At 59.8% G+C, this 15,539-nt stretch carries 11 protein-coding genes and 2 tRNA genes; 4 read left to right on the forward strand and 9 right to left on the reverse strand.

Translation table 11 applies throughout. The features are described 5' to 3' along the window. Nucleotides 1-72: 72 nt before the first annotated feature. Nucleotides 73-1,974 carry a potassium transporter Kup gene (locus tag KGA85_RS25910; RefSeq protein ID WP_223458893.1) on the forward strand — a complete coding sequence of 634 codons (1,902 nt, stop codon included), beginning with the start codon at nucleotides 73-75 and terminating at the stop codon, nucleotides 1,972-1,974. A 255-nt stretch (nucleotides 1,975-2,229) separates the two neighbouring features. Here KGA85_RS25910 and KGA85_RS25915 read toward each other — a convergent pair whose 3' ends face one another. The 4 genes from KGA85_RS25915 to KGA85_RS25930 all read right to left on the reverse strand — a co-directional run bounded on the left by KGA85_RS25915 (nucleotide 2,230) and on the right by KGA85_RS25930 (nucleotide 6,839). After that, nucleotides 2,230-3,531, reverse strand: coding sequence for a virulence factor family protein (locus tag KGA85_RS25915; RefSeq protein ID WP_223458895.1), 1,302 nt, complete (start codon nucleotides 3,529-3,531; stop codon nucleotides 2,230-2,232). Beyond that, nucleotides 3,531-6,173 (reverse strand): bifunctional lysylphosphatidylglycerol flippase/synthetase MprF, encoded by a 2,643-nt coding sequence (gene mprF, locus KGA85_RS25920; RefSeq protein WP_223458897.1) that lies wholly within the window; start codon nucleotides 6,171-6,173, stop codon nucleotides 3,531-3,533. Before mprF ends, KGA85_RS25915 begins: the two co-directional genes overlap by 1 nt. 280 nt (nucleotides 6,174-6,453) lie before the next feature. After that, a tRNA-Met gene (locus KGA85_RS25925) sits at nucleotides 6,454-6,530 on the reverse strand. Between the two features lie 232 nt (nucleotides 6,531-6,762). Further along, nucleotides 6,763-6,839 (reverse strand) — tRNA-Met (locus KGA85_RS25930). Nucleotides 6,840-7,139: 300 nt separating this feature from the next. Between KGA85_RS25930 and dinB the strand changes: the two genes are divergently transcribed. Then, on the forward strand, nucleotides 7,140-8,201 hold the full coding sequence (dinB, locus tag KGA85_RS25935) for a DNA polymerase IV (protein ID WP_223534234.1): 1,062 nt from the start codon (nucleotides 7,140-7,142) through the stop codon (nucleotides 8,199-8,201). Nucleotides 8,202-8,256: 55 nt separating this feature from the next. Here the strand turns inward: dinB and KGA85_RS25940 are convergent, their stop codons facing one another. The 4 genes from KGA85_RS25940 to KGA85_RS25955 form a co-directional block, all read right to left on the reverse strand. After that, on the reverse strand, nucleotides 8,257-9,210 hold the full coding sequence (locus KGA85_RS25940) for a hypothetical protein (protein ID WP_223458901.1): 954 nt from the start codon (nucleotides 9,208-9,210) through the stop codon (nucleotides 8,257-8,259). A gap of 19 nt (nucleotides 9,211-9,229) precedes the next feature. Further along, on the reverse strand, nucleotides 9,230-10,945 hold the full coding sequence (locus tag KGA85_RS25945) for a proline--tRNA ligase (RefSeq protein WP_223458903.1): 1,716 nt from the start codon (nucleotides 10,943-10,945) through the stop codon (nucleotides 9,230-9,232). A 143-nt stretch (nucleotides 10,946-11,088) separates the two neighbouring features. Beyond that, entirely contained in the window at nucleotides 11,089-12,648 is a 1,560-nt protein-coding gene (locus KGA85_RS25950) for an AmpG family muropeptide MFS transporter (protein ID WP_223458905.1), read from the reverse strand. A 44-nt stretch (nucleotides 12,649-12,692) separates the two neighbouring features. After that, nucleotides 12,693-13,046: an MGMT family protein gene (locus KGA85_RS25955; RefSeq protein WP_150727643.1), complete on the reverse strand. Its 354-nt coding sequence runs from the start codon at nucleotides 13,044-13,046 to the stop codon at nucleotides 12,693-12,695. Nucleotides 13,047-13,208: 162 nt separating this feature from the next. Between KGA85_RS25955 and KGA85_RS25960 the strand changes: the two genes are divergently transcribed. Further along, nucleotides 13,209-14,216, forward strand: a complete 1,008-nt coding sequence (locus KGA85_RS25960) for a DUF481 domain-containing protein (protein WP_223458907.1) — start codon at nucleotides 13,209-13,211, stop codon at nucleotides 14,214-14,216. Nucleotides 14,217-14,366: 150 nt separating this feature from the next. On the opposite strand, the gene KGA85_RS25965 is transcribed toward KGA85_RS25960, so the two are convergent. Further along, on the reverse strand, nucleotides 14,367-14,576 hold the full coding sequence (locus KGA85_RS25965; protein WP_002554837.1) for a cold-shock protein: 210 nt from the start codon (nucleotides 14,574-14,576) through the stop codon (nucleotides 14,367-14,369). A gap of 353 nt (nucleotides 14,577-14,929) precedes the next feature. On the opposite strand from KGA85_RS25965, the gene dcd reads away from it, so the two are divergent. Next, nucleotides 14,930-15,496, forward strand: coding sequence for a dCTP deaminase (dcd, locus tag KGA85_RS25970; protein ID WP_007940589.1), 567 nt, complete (start codon nucleotides 14,930-14,932; stop codon nucleotides 15,494-15,496). The last annotated feature ends 43 nt before the right edge of the window (nucleotides 15,497-15,539 follow it).

The raw sequence follows: 15,539 nt of genomic DNA on the forward strand, positions 1-15,539 counted from the left end.
AAACAGCGCATGCTGCACGACAAAGCATAGTGCTTCTTCAAAGAAGCCGGGTCTGGGAAGTAGGAGTGGTGGATGGGTCAGGCAAGTAGTCAGGCTGCAGGTGCCGAGCATTCGGCGGTGAAGCCGATCGGCATGCTGGTCGCGGCAGTCGGGGTGGTTTATGGCGATATCGGCACCAGTCCGTTGTACACCCTCAAGGAAGTGTTTTCCGGAGGCTACGGCGTACCGGTCAACCATGACGGGGTGCTGGGGATTCTGGCACTCATTTTCTGGTCGCTGATCTGGGTCGTGTCGATCAAGTACATGATGTTTGTACTGCGCGCCGACAACCAGGGCGAAGGCGGGATCATGGCCTTGACCGCACTGGCCCGGCGGGCGGCGGCGGGGCACGCGAAATTGCGCATGTTGCTGGTGGTCTGCGGACTGATCGGCGCGGCGTTGTTCTATGGCGACAGCATGATTACCCCGGCGATTTCCGTGCTGTCGGCGATTGAAGGCCTGGGGCTGGCCTTCGAAGGCATCGACCATTGGGTCGTGCCGCTGTCGCTGGTGGTGCTGGTCGCGCTGTTTCTGATCCAGCGTCACGGTACGGCGCGCATCGGCATTCTGTTCGGGCCGATCATGGTCACCTGGTTCCTTGTGCTGGGTGCATTGGGCGTCTATGGCATCAGCCAGCATCCAGAGGTCCTGGAAGCGATGAACCCGGTGTGGGGCGTGCGCTTCTTCATCGACCACCCGGGCATGGGCGTGACAATTCTCGGCGCTGTAGTACTGGCATTGACCGGTGCCGAAGCGCTGTACGCGGACATGGGCCACTTCGGTCGCAAGCCGATTGCTCGCGCTTGGTTTCTCCTGGTGCTGCCGGCGCTGGTGCTCAATTATTTTGGTCAAGGTGCCTTGTTGCTGGGTGACCCGGAAGCAGCCCGTAACCCGTTCTACCTGCTTGCACCCAGCTGGGCATTGATCCCGCTGGTCGGCTTGTCGACCCTGGCCACGGTGATTGCCTCGCAAGCGGTGATTTCCGGTGCGTTCTCCCTGACCCGTCAGGCGATCCAGCTCGGTTACATTCCGCGCATGCACATCCGGCACACCTCCAGTGCCGAACAGGGCCAGATCTACATCGGCGCGGTGAACTGGGCGCTGATGGTCGGCGTGGTGCTGTTGGTGCTGGGTTTCGAATCCTCCGGTGCCCTGGCCTCGGCCTACGGTGTGGCGGTGACCGGGACCATGCTGATGACCACCATCCTGGTGTCGGCCGTGATATTGCTGTTGTGGAAATGGCCACCGCTTCTCGCCGTTCCGGTGCTGCTCGGTTTCCTGCTGGTGGACGGCCTGTACTTTGCCGCCAACGTGCCGAAAATCGTCCAAGGCGGGGCTTTCCCGGTGATCGCCGGTATTGTGCTGTTTGTGTTGATGACTACCTGGAAGCGCGGCAAGCAGTTGCTTGTCGAGCGCATCGATGAGGGTGGATTGCCGCTGCCGATCTTCATCAGCAGCATTGCTGTACAACCGCCCCATCGAGTTCAGGGCACCGCCGTGTTCCTGACAGCGCGGGCGGATGCCGTGCCCCATGCGTTGTTGCACAACCTGCTGCATAATCAAGTGTTGCACGAGCAAGTGGTGTTGTTGACGGTGGTGTACGAAGACATCCCGCGGGTGCCACTACAACGGCGCTTCGAGGTCGACTCCTACGGCGAAGGTTTCTTCCGCGTAATCCTGCATTTCGGATTCACCGATGAGCCGGATGTACCGCAGGCGCTGAAACTGTGCCACCTCGATGAACTGGATTTCAGCCCGATGCGTACCACCTACTTCCTCAGTCGCGAGACGGTCATTGCCTCCAAGCTCGAAGGCATGGCCCGTTGGCGCGAAGGGTTGTTTGCCTTCATGTTGCAGAACGCCAACGGCAATTTGCGATTCTTCAATCTGCCGCTGAACCGGGTGATTGAGTTGGGGACACAGGTGGAGATGTAAGTCCCATCAAAACGCCCCCGTTGCCATCACGGCAGCGGGGGCTTTTTTGTGGGCGAGTACAAAACTGGAAGACTATGAAGATCCAGTGTGGGAGCGGGCTTGCTCGCGAAAACGGTGTGTCAGATACATCTATATCGCCTGACACGCCCCCTTCGCGAGCAAGCCCGCTCCCACAGGAGATGTGTGGTGAGTGCTGGAATGAAAAAAGCCCCCGCTACCGTGAAGTAGCGAGGGCTCTTGTTCAGCGGGTCCGGATCATTCCTGAGCGGTCGCTTCGGCTTCCTTCGCCTGCCGCTTCTCGATCACATCCACCAGGCGCTTGGCCAGCGCCGGGTAGTTCTCGTCGAAGTGGTGGCCGCCAGGCAGCTTGATGGCTTCGCCCACCGCCGTCTTGTCGGTGCAGCCACTCTCGTCGGTTTCTTCCGCGCCGTAGATACACACCACTTTGGCGGCTGGCAGCTTGGCCATTTCCGGGCCAGTGGCGGCTTCTTTGCCGGCGTTGCCGAGCCAGCCTTCGACTTCGATCTCGAAGCTGCCGGTACGGGCGAAGGCCAGCAGGATAATGGCGTCGACGCGCTGCTGCTCCGACTCGGCCAGACGGTTGTAGATCGCCGGCAGTACGTCGGCGCCGAACGAGTAACCGGTCAGGATGAAGCGCTTGGTGCCCCATTTCTGCCGGTAGTGTTGCATCAGTTCAGCCAGGTCCAGTGCGCTTTGCTCCGGGCTCTTGTGCTGCCAGTAGTAGCGCAGGGTGTCGATGCCGACCACCGGGTAGCCGATCTTGGCCATCTCGCCCGCCACGTCGCGGTCGAGGTCGCGCCAGCCGCCGTCACCGGACAGGAACAGGGTTACGGTGTCCCTGGCCTGGCCTGCTGGCACTTCGACCACCGGGATCTGCAGGCCGCCAGCGGCTTTGTCGCCACCGACGAGGATCTTGCGCAGTTCGTTGTTCAACACTTGCGGCAGGTTGATGTCGTAGTCGCTGATGCTGGTTTCGGCGTTCGGTTGATCACGCACGAAGCCGGCACTGGTGTCGTCCGGGTTGTCGTTCCACGCGACCAGCCAGTGGCCGTGGGCAGCGCTTTTCGGCAGCAGGTGAGTGCAGCCGCCCTTTTCCAGGGCCAGGTCGACCGAGATGGCCTGGGCCTTGTCATTCTTCTGCTCGGACAACCAGCGCCAGGCCAGCACGGCGCCAGGGCCGATGCCGCTGACCAGGGTCGCCGGGCCTTTGAGTTCTCGCAGGCCCGATTGCAGGGCGCGGCTTTGCAGCAGGCAGTCCTTGGGCAGGATCACCTGGACAATCTGCGCCGCGCCACTGCGGCTCAGGGTCATCAATTGCTTGTCGCTGAGCTTCTGGTCTTCGTTGACCGCCACCAGCACCTGGGCGCGTGGCGTGGTACCGGGGATGACGCGGGTCATCGCCGCACCATCGGCCGGGGTCAGCAATTCGAGGGTCGGTTCCGGTGCCGGGCGTTTCAGGTACCAGTAACCGCCACCGAGAATCAGGGCCACTATCACCAGCGTGCCCAATACATACCGCAAGGAGCGTTGAATCATCAGCGTTTCACCAATCCGGTCAAGCCGCCCGCGATCAGGGCAGCAGTGTCGGCCAGCGCAACCAGCGGATCGAGTCCGGCGGGCACGGCCATATAACGGGGTTCCCAATCAGGCTGGAACTTGTCTTTGAAGCGGCGCAAGCCCTGGAAGTTGTACAGCTGCTCACCACGGCGGAATACCATCGAGCCCAGACGCTGGGTCAATGGCGCGCCGCGACGGGGTTGCAACCCCGACAACGGCACCATGCCCAGGCTGAAGCGCGCGTATCCATGGTTTTTATAATGTTGAATCAGGCCGACCATCATGAACTCCATGGTCAGCTTCGGGGCGTCCGGGTGTGCACGCATCAGGTCGAGGCTGGCCAGGTCATGGCCGTAGGTCTCGAGCAGGTTGGCGAACGCTACCGGGCGTCCTTCGAAACGAATCACCGCGATGCGGAAGTGCTTGAGGTAGTCATCGCTGAAGCGGCCCAGCGAGAAGCCTTTCTCCCGGACGTTCTTGCCGGTCAGCCAGGCATCGGAAATCACCTTGAGCTCATCCATCGGCGCGTGGCCCGGCTCATGGATTTCCAGGGACAGGCCGTCACGAGTACCACGGTTCCAGGTGTAGCGCAGGTCCTTCATCTCTTTGCCCTTGGCTTCGAGATCAAAACGCTTGAGGTCGACCCGGGCTTCTTCGCCGAGCTTGATCGCGGTCAGGCCGATGTCCATGTAGTACGGCAGGTTCTCGGCGCGCACTTGATAGAACACGGGACGGGCGTGGTGGATGTCGCATAGGTCGCGGAACTGCCAGATCATTTCCGCCCGTTGCTGGCCCGGGCCGATCGGGTCATATAGTGCCACCAGGCTGCGGCCGCGACGGGCGTACATCAGGAACGCTTCGTCATTGGGGTGAAACAGCAGCGCCTTGTCACCGGTCAGGGCCAGGCCGCCATCCGGTTGAGCCGAAGCCATGAGGATCTTGCTGGCGCGCTCCAGTTCGTCGGGCGTCGGCAGGTGAATGACCGGACGCGCGGTGCGCAGTAGCCAGGTCAGCGATACCACCACCAGCAGCACGGCAGCCCCGAGCAGCGAACGCAGGCCGCGAGGAGCATCGGCGTCGAGGGTGAACTGCCACCAGAGTTGGTGGCTGTACGGCACGTCCTGATAGGCGAACAGCAGCAACCAGATCGACGCCCCGAGCACACACAGGCTGGCCACCAGGTACAACGGCGAGAACGGTACTTCGGTCAGGCGGCTGGGGCGATAGAACGAGCGGCGGAATACCCCGAGCAGGCTCGCCGTCAGCACCATCAGGCTGGCTTCTTCCCAGTCGAAGCCTTTGAGCAGTGAGAGTAGGGCACCGACCAGCAACAGAATGGTGGTCAGCATCCACGCGGCCGACAGCCGGCGACGCAGCCCCTGGGCCAGCAGCAGGCAAAGAACGCCGACCAGGCTGGCACCGAAGTGCGAGGCATCGACCAGTCGATGAGGGATCAGAAAACCGATGTGTTCCAGGCGGGTATCGATTTCCGGAGTGGCGCCGGAGAACAGCAGGACAACGCCGGACAGGAATACCAGCACCGCCAGTATCGGAGCCGCCAGGCCTGAGGCCGCGCGCAACGTCTGGCGTGTCTGGAACAGGCGCTGGCCTTCGTTGATCAGCAACAGCAGGCAGGCCACCAGCAAGGGCAGGACGACGTAGATCAAGCGATAGAGCAGCAGGGCGGCCGCCAGTGGCGCAGCACCCAAGGTGTCGGAAAACGCCGCCAGCAAAATGGCCTCGAACACCCCGACACCGCCCGGCACATGGCTGAGCACGCCGGCGGCCAGAGCCAGCAGGTAAACCAGAAGGAACGCGCCGAAGGGTGGCGTCTCCGGCAGCAGTAGATAGAGCACGGTCGCGGCGGCCGCTACGTCCAGGGCGGTGATGATCAATTGCAGGAACGTCAGGCGACGTCCGGGTAGACGCAAGGTGCGGCGCCCGACCTTGACCAGCAGGTTGTCCGGGTAAGGCTGTTCCGGCAGCCGACGACGGTAGATGCCGATGGTCAGTACCGAAAACAGCACGAGCACGGCGCTCGCCACCACGCCCAGCAACGTCTCTGAGAGCCCCAGGGCGGTGGACGCGGCTGGCAGGTCGCTGAGCGTCGCCAGGGCGGCCAGCGGCGGCAGGGCGCAACCCAGCGAGAGGCTGGCGAACAGCGTCATGCGGGCGACCTCAGCCGCACCCAGGCCATGACGGGCATAGAGGCGATAGCGAACCGAGCCGCCCGACAACATTGAAAGACCGATGGCGTTGCCGATGGCAAAGGCCGTGAAACCACCCAGCGCCAACGTGCGCGGTGCCAGGCTCACCCCGGCATAGCGGCTAGCCGACCATTCATAGCCGAGCAGAATGATAAAGCCCACCACGGTTGCAGCCAGTGCGCCCATCAAAGCGGGTTTCGGAACGTCGAGGATCGAGTCGTGCAGCGCGTAAAGGTCGAGTTCGCTCAACAGGTGGCGACAGGCAATCAGCGCGATCGCGAACAACAGCAGGGTGACCGCCAGGCCAATGGGTTGACGGTATTTGCTCAATCGATCAAGCAGGCGCAGGCGCTCAGCATTGATCGGTTGTGTCGCTGTGACAGTGTCTTGTGAATCAGACGAGTTGGCGCGCATCAATCACCTCTTGGATTGTGCGCGACAGGATGGGGGTATCCAGCCAAGTTACCAATCCCTGCAGAAAAAAATAATCACAAATATTAACGCCAATCACCGGGCAATGGGGACGGCGCGTCATCAGTCGTGAAGGCTTCAGCCTGCAATAGAGCATAGTCTGAACCCGGCGCATGGGTGCCCCCCCAAACGGCTTGCTTCACAGTGACAGGTCATTGTTGCGAAAGGACTTTTTCAACAGATACAAAAAAGGCCACTCTTTCGAGTAGCCTTTTTTGATGTTTGGTTGCGGGAGCCGGATTTGAACCGACGACCTTCGGGTTATGAGCCCGACGAGCTACCAGACTGCTCCATCCCGCGTCTGTGTGGCGGCATTCTATAGAGTAATGCCGGGGTGTCAACCGTTAATCCTGAACCAGGTCAAATAAACGTTGAATTGCGGCAAGCGGTCGCAGGGATGGCCAAAGTTTCGGAATCAGAACGATTTCCGGTTTCGGAATCGTTGAGCGTCCAGGCCTTGTTTCGGTGTTCGGCCCTACAAAACGAGCGCGCACAAAAAAGGCCACTCTTTCGAGTAGCCTTTTTTGATGTTTGGTTGCGGGAGCCGGATTTGAACCGACGACCTTCGGGTTATGAGCCCGACGAGCTACCAGACTGCTCCATCCCGCGTCTGTGTGGCTCATTCTATAGAGATGCGCTCGGGTGTCAACCTCCAATTCCGACAAAACCTCTTCCCGTTCAATCGGTTAGCGTTCAAAAGGGGAGGTCGACCGGTCTGTGAGGCAGGCAGGACAAGGCCTGCGCGTCTATTGAAAGTAATTTTTCGATTGAAAAAATAAATTCACAATCGACTCTTCCTACGATTGGAAAAGAACATTCAGACTACTGGTGCTATATACAGGTGTCGGTGAGATACTGTTTGTCCGGCACGCCATGACGCCTTTTCTTTGCCATGAACACGGCTTTGCTATGACTCAACGCAAGATCATCCACGTCGATTGTGACTGCTTCTATGCAGCCATCGAAATGCGCGACGACCCACGCCTCGCCGGTAAACCACTGGCGGTAGGTGGGGCGGCGGATCGGCGCGGGGTGATCGCCACCTGCAATTATGAGGCGCGAGCGTACGGGGTGCGTTCGGCGATGTCCTCCGGGCATGCCTTGAAGCTGTGCCCGGACCTGACCATCGTCAAGCCACGCATGGATGCCTATAGAGAAGCGTCCAGGGAAATTCACACGATCTTTCGCGATTACACCGAGATCATCGAGCCGCTCTCGCTCGATGAGGCGTACCTCGATGTGTCGGACAGTGCGCATTTCGGTGGCAGTGCAACGCGAATTGCCCAGGACATCCGGCGCCGGGTCTCCAACCAGTTGCATATCACTGTGTCGGCGGGCGTGGCGCCGAACAAGTTTCTGGCCAAGATCGCCAGTGACTGGAAAAAGCCCAACGGCCTGTTCGTCATCACTCCGGACCAGGTCGAAGACTTTGTCAGTGGCTTGCCGGTGAGCAAATTGCACGGGGTTGGCAAAGTCACTGCCGACAAACTCGGCAAGCTGGGGATCATCGATTGCCTGCAATTGCGCGAGTGGGACAAGTTGGCGCTGGTGCGTGAATTCGGCAGCTTTGGCGAGCGACTCTGGAGCCTGGCCCGTGGGATCGATGAGCGTGAGGTGCACAACGACAGTCGTCGTCAGTCGATCAGTGTTGAAAATACCTACGACGTTGACCTGCCGGACCTGAAGAGCTGCCTGGATAAATTGCCCGAGCTGCTGGAGACCCTGGCGGGTCGTATGGCACGAATCGACAGCAGTTATCGTCCGGGCAAGCCATTCGTCAAAGTGAAATTCCATGACTTCACCCAGACTACATTGGAGCAGGCCGGGGCAGGGCGGGATCTGGGGAGTTATCAGTTGATGCTGGCCCAGGCTTTCAATCGCGGCGGAAAACCGGTGCGGTTATTGGGCGTCGGCGTGCGGCTGGAGGACTTGCGGGGCGGGTTCGAGCAGATGGAGTTGTTTGAGCGGTAGTCGGGTGATGAATGTGAGGGCGCCATCGCGAGCAAGCTCGCGATGCCTTTAGCCGTTAATTCAGTCCCGGATTCGCCACCAGTCGCTCGCCATTCTGAGCCAGCGACTTCAGAAACTCAGTCTGCAACTCGGGATCATTGCGTGTCAGTTCGATCAGGCTCTGTTCCAGTTCGCTGGCTTCTTCTTCAAGACCCAACTCCGACAGGCGTTTGACCCGGTGGACCCACTGATTGACTTCGTCACCTTCGAGATCGTCATAAATCAACCCGTGGGCCTCATAGAGCTTGCTGCGCAAGTTGCTGCTGATGACCAGGGTGGAATCGTTGTGCACGTTGCCCTGGACATCCTCTACACGGATCAGCAACCGGCTCAGATGATTGATGTCATGTTCGGCGAACGGGCTGTCCAACAGATTCAGGCGCAATATGCCGTTTTTGTCGGTGGTAAGTTCGAAGGTTTCCTTGCCGGCCTTGACCTCGACCGGACGCTCGCTCCAAGGCAGGCTTGAGTACTCCGTGCGTTTGTCGCGCTGGACTTCACCAATACCGGCCAGGTTTTGCTGCGCGCGGCCGTGGGACTGCACGTTCATGAACGGGTTGAGCCCGGCGAAACCGTAGCTCAGCCAGTCCTTGGTCACGCTGTCCGGTAGATTGCCGAGGGCGAGCACGTTGACCACATTGGCACCGATACCCGCCACCACGGCCACCGCGCCCAGCGGAATTTCGTAAATCTCCCGCCAGGGTTGGTACGGCGTATAGCGATCGTAATGACGCGTGACTTCGTACTCGGTGACTTCGAAAGTCTTCTGCTCGTGGATTTTCACCCGCCGTTGAGGCAGCTCAAGCACCTTGGGCTCACCTACATCGATCTGCAGGCTGTGATCGAGCAATTTGCGCTCGACCCGTTCCTCTTGCTCGCTGCGTTGCGACATGTGGTTGGCACAGCCGCTGACCAGTAGTGCGCCGCACAAGGCGGCACCACCGAGGCCTAAGGTGTTTCGCTTGAACATGACGTCTCTATATCTGCTATCAGCGGCGGATGCGGGCCTGAAGGAACGACAGCACGTCGGCGACCGGCAGCGCTTGGGCGTCGGCCTCGGTACGGCTCTTGTATTCCAGGTTACCTTCGGCCAGGCCGCGGTCGCTGACCACGATCCGGTGTGGAATGCCGATCAGCTCCATGTCCGCGAACTTGATGCCCGGGCTGGTTTTCTTGTCGCGGTCGTCCAGCAGCACTTCGAAGCCGGCAGCGGTGAGTTCCGCGTACAGCTTGTCGGTGGCTTCGCGAACCTGTTCGGTTTCGTAGCGCAGTGGCACCAGGGCAATCTGGAACGGCGCGAGGGTGTCGCTCCAGATGATCCCGTTTTCGTCGTTGTTCTGCTCAATGGCAGCCGCCACTACGCGGGACACGCCGATGCCGTAGCAACCCATTTCCAGGGTGACCGGCTTGCCGTTCTCGCCCAGCACTTCGCACTTCATCGCTTTGCTGTACTTGTTGCCCAGCTGGAAGATGTGCCCGACTTCGATGCCGCGCTTGATCTCCAGGGTGCCTTTGCCGTCCGGGCTCGGGTCGCCGGCCACGACGTTGCGCAGGTCGGCAACGGTCGGAACAGGCAGGTCGCGCTCCCAGTTCACACCGAAGTAGTGTTTGTCATCGATGTTGGCACCGATGCCGAAGTCGCTCATCAGCTCGACCGAACGGTCGATGATGATCGGCAGCGGCAGGTTCAACGGGCCGAGGGAACCGGCACCGGCGCCAATGGCCTCGCGCAGTTCGCTTTCCGAGGCCATGACCAGCGGGCTGGCAACGCCTGGCTGGTTGGCGGCCTTGATTTCGTTCAGCTCGTGGTCGCCACGGATGATCAGGGCGATCAGCTTGCCTTTCTCTTCTGCGTGCACCACGAGGGTCTTGATGGTTTTCTCGATCGGCAGGTTGAAGCCTTCAACCAGTTGCGCAATGGTCTTGGCGTTCGGCGTGTCGACCAGGCGCAGTTCTTCAGTCGCAGCGGCACGCGAGGTTTCGCGCGGCACGGCTTCGGCTTTTTCGATGTTGGCGGCGTAGTCGGAGCCGTTGCTGAAAACGATATCGTCTTCACCGGACTCGGCCAGCACGTGGAACTCGTGGGAACCGGCGCCGCCGATGGATCCGTTGTCGGCATCAACAGGGCGGAACTTCAGGCCCAGACGGGTGAATACGTTGCAGTAAGCCTGGTGCATGCGGTCGTAGGTGACCTGCAGCGAAGGCTGGTCAGCGTGGAACGAGTAGGCGTCCTTCATGATGAATTCGCGGCCGCGCATCAAGCCGAAACGTGGGCGGATTTCGTCACGGAATTTGGTCTGGATCTGGTACAGGTTGATTGGCAGCTGCTTGTAGCTGCTCAATTCGTTGCGCATCAGATCGGTGATGACTTCTTCGTGGGTCGGGCCTGCGCAGAAGTCGCGACCGTGGCGATCCTTGAAGCGCAGCAATTCAGGGCCGTACTCTTCCCAACGCCCGGATTCCTGCCACAGCTCAGCCGGTTGCGTGCTCGGCATCAACACTTCGAGAGAGCCGGCGGCGTTCATTTCTTCACGAACGACGGCTTCGACCTTGCGCATTACCCGCAAGCCCATCGGCAGCCAGGTGTACAGGCCCGAGGCGAGTTTGCGGATCATGCCGGCGCGCAGCATCAGCTGGTGGCTGATCACGACCGCGTCGGAAGGCGTTTCTTTTTGTGTGGCGAGCAAAAATTGACTGGTGCGCATGGTTGGCCGTTATCGATTGCTGATGACGAGAAATGACGGAGCATTGTACGGGCGAGTTCCGCTGGCGTACAGGCGTGCGGTCGGTAGTGTGGCAGGAGGGCGCGATTCACTCGGCCCTCCGCGATTCTTCCTGCGTAAAGAGCCTACGATTCTTCGGCTACCGGGGTCTGCACTGGTTCCGGTGTCGGTGTCGGGCCTGCGCGGCGGTTCTCCTGGAACCAGTGCAAGGCGATCAACAGCAGGGTCGGGATGCCCAGCAGGGCGGTAATCAGGAAGAAGTCGTGGTAACCGAATTTTTCCACCATGACCCCGGAGTAGCCGCCAATCAGGCGTGGCAGCAACAGCATGATCGAGCTGAGCAGGGCGTATTGGGTGGCGGAGAACTTGAGGTTGGTCAGGCTCGACAGGTAGGCCACGAAGGCCGAGGTCGCCAGGCCTGAGCTGAAGTTGTCCAGGGAGATGGTCAGCACCAGCATGTTCAGGTTGGGGCCCATGTCGGCGAGCATCAGGAACAGGATGTTGGTCGCCGCGGATGCGACACCGCCGATGAACAGGATCGGCAGGATGCCGAAACGCACGATCAGCAGGCCGCCCATGCCAGCGCCGACCAAGGTCATGATCAGGCCGAAGATTTTACTGACGCTGGCGATCTGGTCCTTGGTGAAGCCCTGGTCGATGTAGAACACGTTGGCCATCACGCCCATGACCGTATCGGACATCCGATAAGTGGCGATCAAGCCAAGCAGCAGCAGCGCTTGCCAGCGGTATCGCAGGATGAAGTCGTTGACCGGTGTCAGCACTGGCGCCAGGCCTCGACGGCCCATGGCCGAGAGGCACAGGGCGGTGAGGGTGGTGTAGAGAATCGCGCGCAGGAAGGCGCGGTCCTCCAGCAACAGGTCAAGCAGGCTCACGCCCTGGAACAGTACGCTGGCGAAGTCGGTGTTGTAGAGCTGGGTGAACATGGCCGGCACGGACACCAGCAATATGATCAGCACGAACACCGAGGCCAGTTGATGCACGAAGCTGTAGCGCCCGGCCTGCAGTTGCGTGCGCAACGGCACGGGTGGTTCGCGCATGAACATGGAGGTCAGCAGTGCCGGGACCATCAGCACTCCGAACAGGATGTAAGTGCCGGCCCAGGCCGAATGCTTGTAGTTGAAGCCGGTGGAGCCAAAGCCTTCGGCGAAGTACAGCGCGCCTGCAGTGGCCAGCAGCGCAGCGACCCGGTAACCGGACATGTAGCTGGCGGCCAGTGCGGCCTGACGATTGTCTTCGGCGATTTCAAGGCGGTAGGCGTCTACCGCAATGTCCTGCGTCGCTGATGCGAAAGCGACGACGACGGCAATGGCAATCAGCCAGGACAAATGCTTTTGCGGGTCGCAGAAACCCATCCCGATCAGGCCAAGGATGACCAGTGCCTGGGACAGCACGAGCCAGGATCGTCGTCGACCGAGTTTGCCGAGCAATGGCAGTCGCCATTGGTCGAGCAAGGGTGACCAGACCCATTTGAAGGCGTATGCCAGGCCAATCAGGCTTGCATAGCCAATGGTTTCACGCGCCACGCCGGCTTCACGCAGCCAGACCGAAAGCGTCGAAAACACCAGCATGTAGGGCAGGCCGGCGGCGAAACCAAGCAGCAACAGCACGAGTGTCGAAGGGCTGGCATAAGCGGCGAGCGCGGCGCGCCAGGTTTTACGGGGCATGGGCTGGAGTCTGCCTCAAGAAATACGGAAACAAAGCGCGCACTCTAACCGCTGTGCTCTACCGGACGCCAGCCATGGCGCTGAATATCAACACGATTATTCAGGATACTGATGCCCTCCATGCGTAATCGTGCGCGCTGCTCATCACCCGAAGGGCTGCCCACCGGCAGGCTGATACGCCCGTTTGCGCCCAGAACACGGTGCCAGGGCAATTTGCTGTCGCTCGGCAATTGGCTGAGGGTGCGGCCGACCCAGCGAGCGGCGCGACCCAGTCCTGCAAGCTCGGCCAGTTGGCCGTAGCTGACGACTTTGCCCTCCGGTACTTGGGCAAGTGTCAAATACAGCGCCGTGCGTCGGATTTGCGCTGCACTCTCGGATTCATCGGTTGGATCGGTCACGTCCGTCAGTCCTGAAGAAGTTTGCTTTACGTCTGTAGAGTAATTCCTGCACAGGAAGTTGAGAAATGAACTCAACAGAAATAGTCGGGTCAGTCCTTGTCAGGGCCTTGTTCCTACGGATAATGCCGACTTTTCTCGCAAGCCTGAGCCCGTATTTTGCTTATGTTGTCCAGATCCCTGCTGTGTCTCGCTGCCCTTGGTGCTTCCACTCCCTTGCTTGCCGATACCGTGTGGTTGAAGAACGGAGACAAGCTGAGCGGCAAAATCACGCTGTTCGATGGCGGCAAGCTGCTGATCCAGACCGAGTACGCCGGTGCGGTGACGATCGACTGGAAACAGGTCAAGACCCTGGACAGCGATCAGGAGTTGCTGGTCAAACAGGATGCCTACAGTGGCGAGAAAGCCAAGTCACTGAAAGCGGCGGACGCCGGCAAGGTCACGCTGGCCAACGGCGAGGCACCGAAGACGGTCGAGCTGGCAAGCATTCAGCAGATTCTCAAGCCAAAACCGGTGGTCGAGGATCTGGTGTGGAAAGGCAATGTCGATATCGCGCTGGATTATCAGCGGGCGGAAAACGACACCGATGACTACGACATCGATTTCAAGACCAGTGCGCGACACGGTCGCTGGCGGCACACCGCTGAAGGTGAATACAACCGTGAGTTCCAGGACGACGTGGTGACCACGGACAACTGGCGGGCGGAGTATTCCATCGACCGATTCCTGACCGAGCAATGGTTCTGGCAGGGGCGCCTGGTCTACAAGCGCGACAAGGTCGAAGACCTTTCCCGGCAACGCACGGTCGGTACCGGTCCCGGCTATCAGTTCTGGGATAACGAACTCGGGGCGTTCTCCCTGGGCTCGCTGATCAACCGCACGGACTATGAATTTTCCGATGGCAGCAAGGACAATTTCTACGCCCTGGCCATGAAGTGGGACTACAACCGCTACCTGGTCGGCAAGCGTGTCGAGTTCTTCACCAATGGTGAGGTCGGCAAGCCGCTGTCGGATGTGGCCGACTACGCGCTCGATGCCGAGATGGGGTTGCGCTACAAGGTGACTGACTGGGCTTCGCTGAACCTGAAGGCGGAGCGCGATATCATCAGCGGCACCGAAGATGCGGATCTGGACAAGACACGCTACACCGCAGGGTTTGGCGTGACCTGGTAAGCAAATCGGAAAATCGCCGCCTTCGACAGCTCCTGCAGGGGCAACCCGGGAGCTGTCGAAGGCGGCGATCTTTTTTTGCGTGGACAAAACACTCGCCCACAAAAAAGCCCCGCTGTTGAGGGCGGGGCTTTTTACTAAAGCAAGTACAAGTTAGATAACTTGAACTTCTTCAGCTTGCATGCCTTTCTGACCGCGGGTAGCGATGAAAGAAACCTGTTGGCCTTCTTTCAGGCTTTTGAAGCCGTCGGACTGGATAGCTTTGAAGTGAACGAACAGGTCGTCACCGGATTGTGGAGTGATGAAGCCGAAGCCTTTTTCATCGTTGAACCACTTAACGGTACCGGTTTGGCGATTAGACATGGTGTAACTCCTTGAACAAAGATAACTGCGACTCAGGAAGAACCCTGGCCGAGACTGAGTGCAAAGAGCAGGAAAAATTCTTGTAGATGGTTGGATCGAAATTCAACATATCGTGTAGAGATTCTCAGTGACACAAGCAGCACAGTGACGCCACCTTAACCCTTTTTCCGGAACGTGCCAATGCTTCTTGCACAGGTTTCTCTGTTTTAAGGATCGGCGGTGTGACGGTTCGTCGCCAGCGCAGGTAATTCCTGCCTGTTCGGCGAGAATTGCACCGCGGACTTTGAACCCGGCGGCGCGCCCGGTAAGATGCCGGACAGAATTTTTCGACCTCGCTATTCAGGACACCCGCCATGAGCATCAAATCGGACAAGTGGATTCGCCGCATGGCGCAGGAACACGGCATGATCGAGCCTTTCGTCGAGCGCCAGATGCGCGGCAGTGACGATAGCCGTGTGATCTCCTACGGGGTGTCGAGCTATGGCTACGATGTTCGTTGCACCAATCATTTCAAGGTGTTCACCAACATCAATTCGGCCATCGTCGATCCGAAGAACTTCGATGCCGGCAGCTTCGTCGACATCCACAGCGACGTGTGCATCATTCCGCCGAACTCCTTCGCCCTGGCCAGCACCGTCGAATACTTCCGCATTCCGCGCAATGTATTGACCATTTGCCTGGGTAAAAGCACCTACGCGCGCTGCGGCATCATCGTCAACGTCACGCCGCTCGAGCCTGAGTGGGAGGGTCACGTGACCCTGGAGTTCTCCAACACCACCAATCTGCCGGCGAAAATCTACGCGAACGAAGGCGTGGCGCAGATGCTGTTCCTTGAGTCTGACGAAGAATGTGAAGTGTCCTACAAGGACCGAGGCGGCAAGTATCAGGGCCAGCGTGGCGTGACCCTGCCTCGCACCTGAGTCAACCGTCCGACAAATGCCGGGAATTCCTGAGCGGGCGTAC

The organism is Pseudomonas sp. GL-B-12 (assembly GCF_019955895.1).
Taxonomy (GTDB): Bacteria; Pseudomonadota; Gammaproteobacteria; order Pseudomonadales; family Pseudomonadaceae; genus Aquipseudomonas.

Bases quoted from the DNA above. Each gene is read 5' to 3' on its own strand.
- KGA85_RS25910 (WP_223458893.1), top strand. From the start codon at position 73: ATGGGTCAGGCAAGTAGTCAGGCTGCAGGTGCCGAGCATTCGGCGGTG.
- mprF (WP_223458897.1), bottom strand. From the start codon at position 6,173: ATGCGCGCCAACTCGTCTGATTCACAAGACACTGTCACAGCGACACAA.
- dcd (WP_007940589.1), top strand. From the start codon at position 14,930: ATGAGCATCAAATCGGACAAGTGGATTCGCCGCATGGCGCAGGAACAC.
- KGA85_RS25940 (WP_223458901.1), bottom strand. From the start codon at position 9,210: ATGTTCAAGCGAAACACCTTAGGCCTCGGTGGTGCCGCCTTGTGCGGC.
- KGA85_RS25915 (WP_223458895.1), bottom strand. From the start codon at position 3,531: ATGATTCAACGCTCCTTGCGGTATGTATTGGGCACGCTGGTGATAGTG.
- KGA85_RS25950 (WP_223458905.1), bottom strand. From the start codon at position 12,648: ATGCCCCGTAAAACCTGGCGCGCCGCGCTCGCCGCTTATGCCAGCCCT.
- dinB (WP_223534234.1), top strand. From the start codon at position 7,140: ATGACTCAACGCAAGATCATCCACGTCGATTGTGACTGCTTCTATGCA.
- KGA85_RS25965 (WP_002554837.1), bottom strand. From the start codon at position 14,576: ATGTCTAATCGCCAAACCGGTACCGTTAAGTGGTTCAACGATGAAAAA.
- KGA85_RS25960 (WP_223458907.1), top strand. From the start codon at position 13,209: ATGTTGTCCAGATCCCTGCTGTGTCTCGCTGCCCTTGGTGCTTCCACT.
- KGA85_RS25945 (WP_223458903.1), bottom strand. From the start codon at position 10,945: ATGCGCACCAGTCAATTTTTGCTCGCCACACAAAAAGAAACGCCTTCC.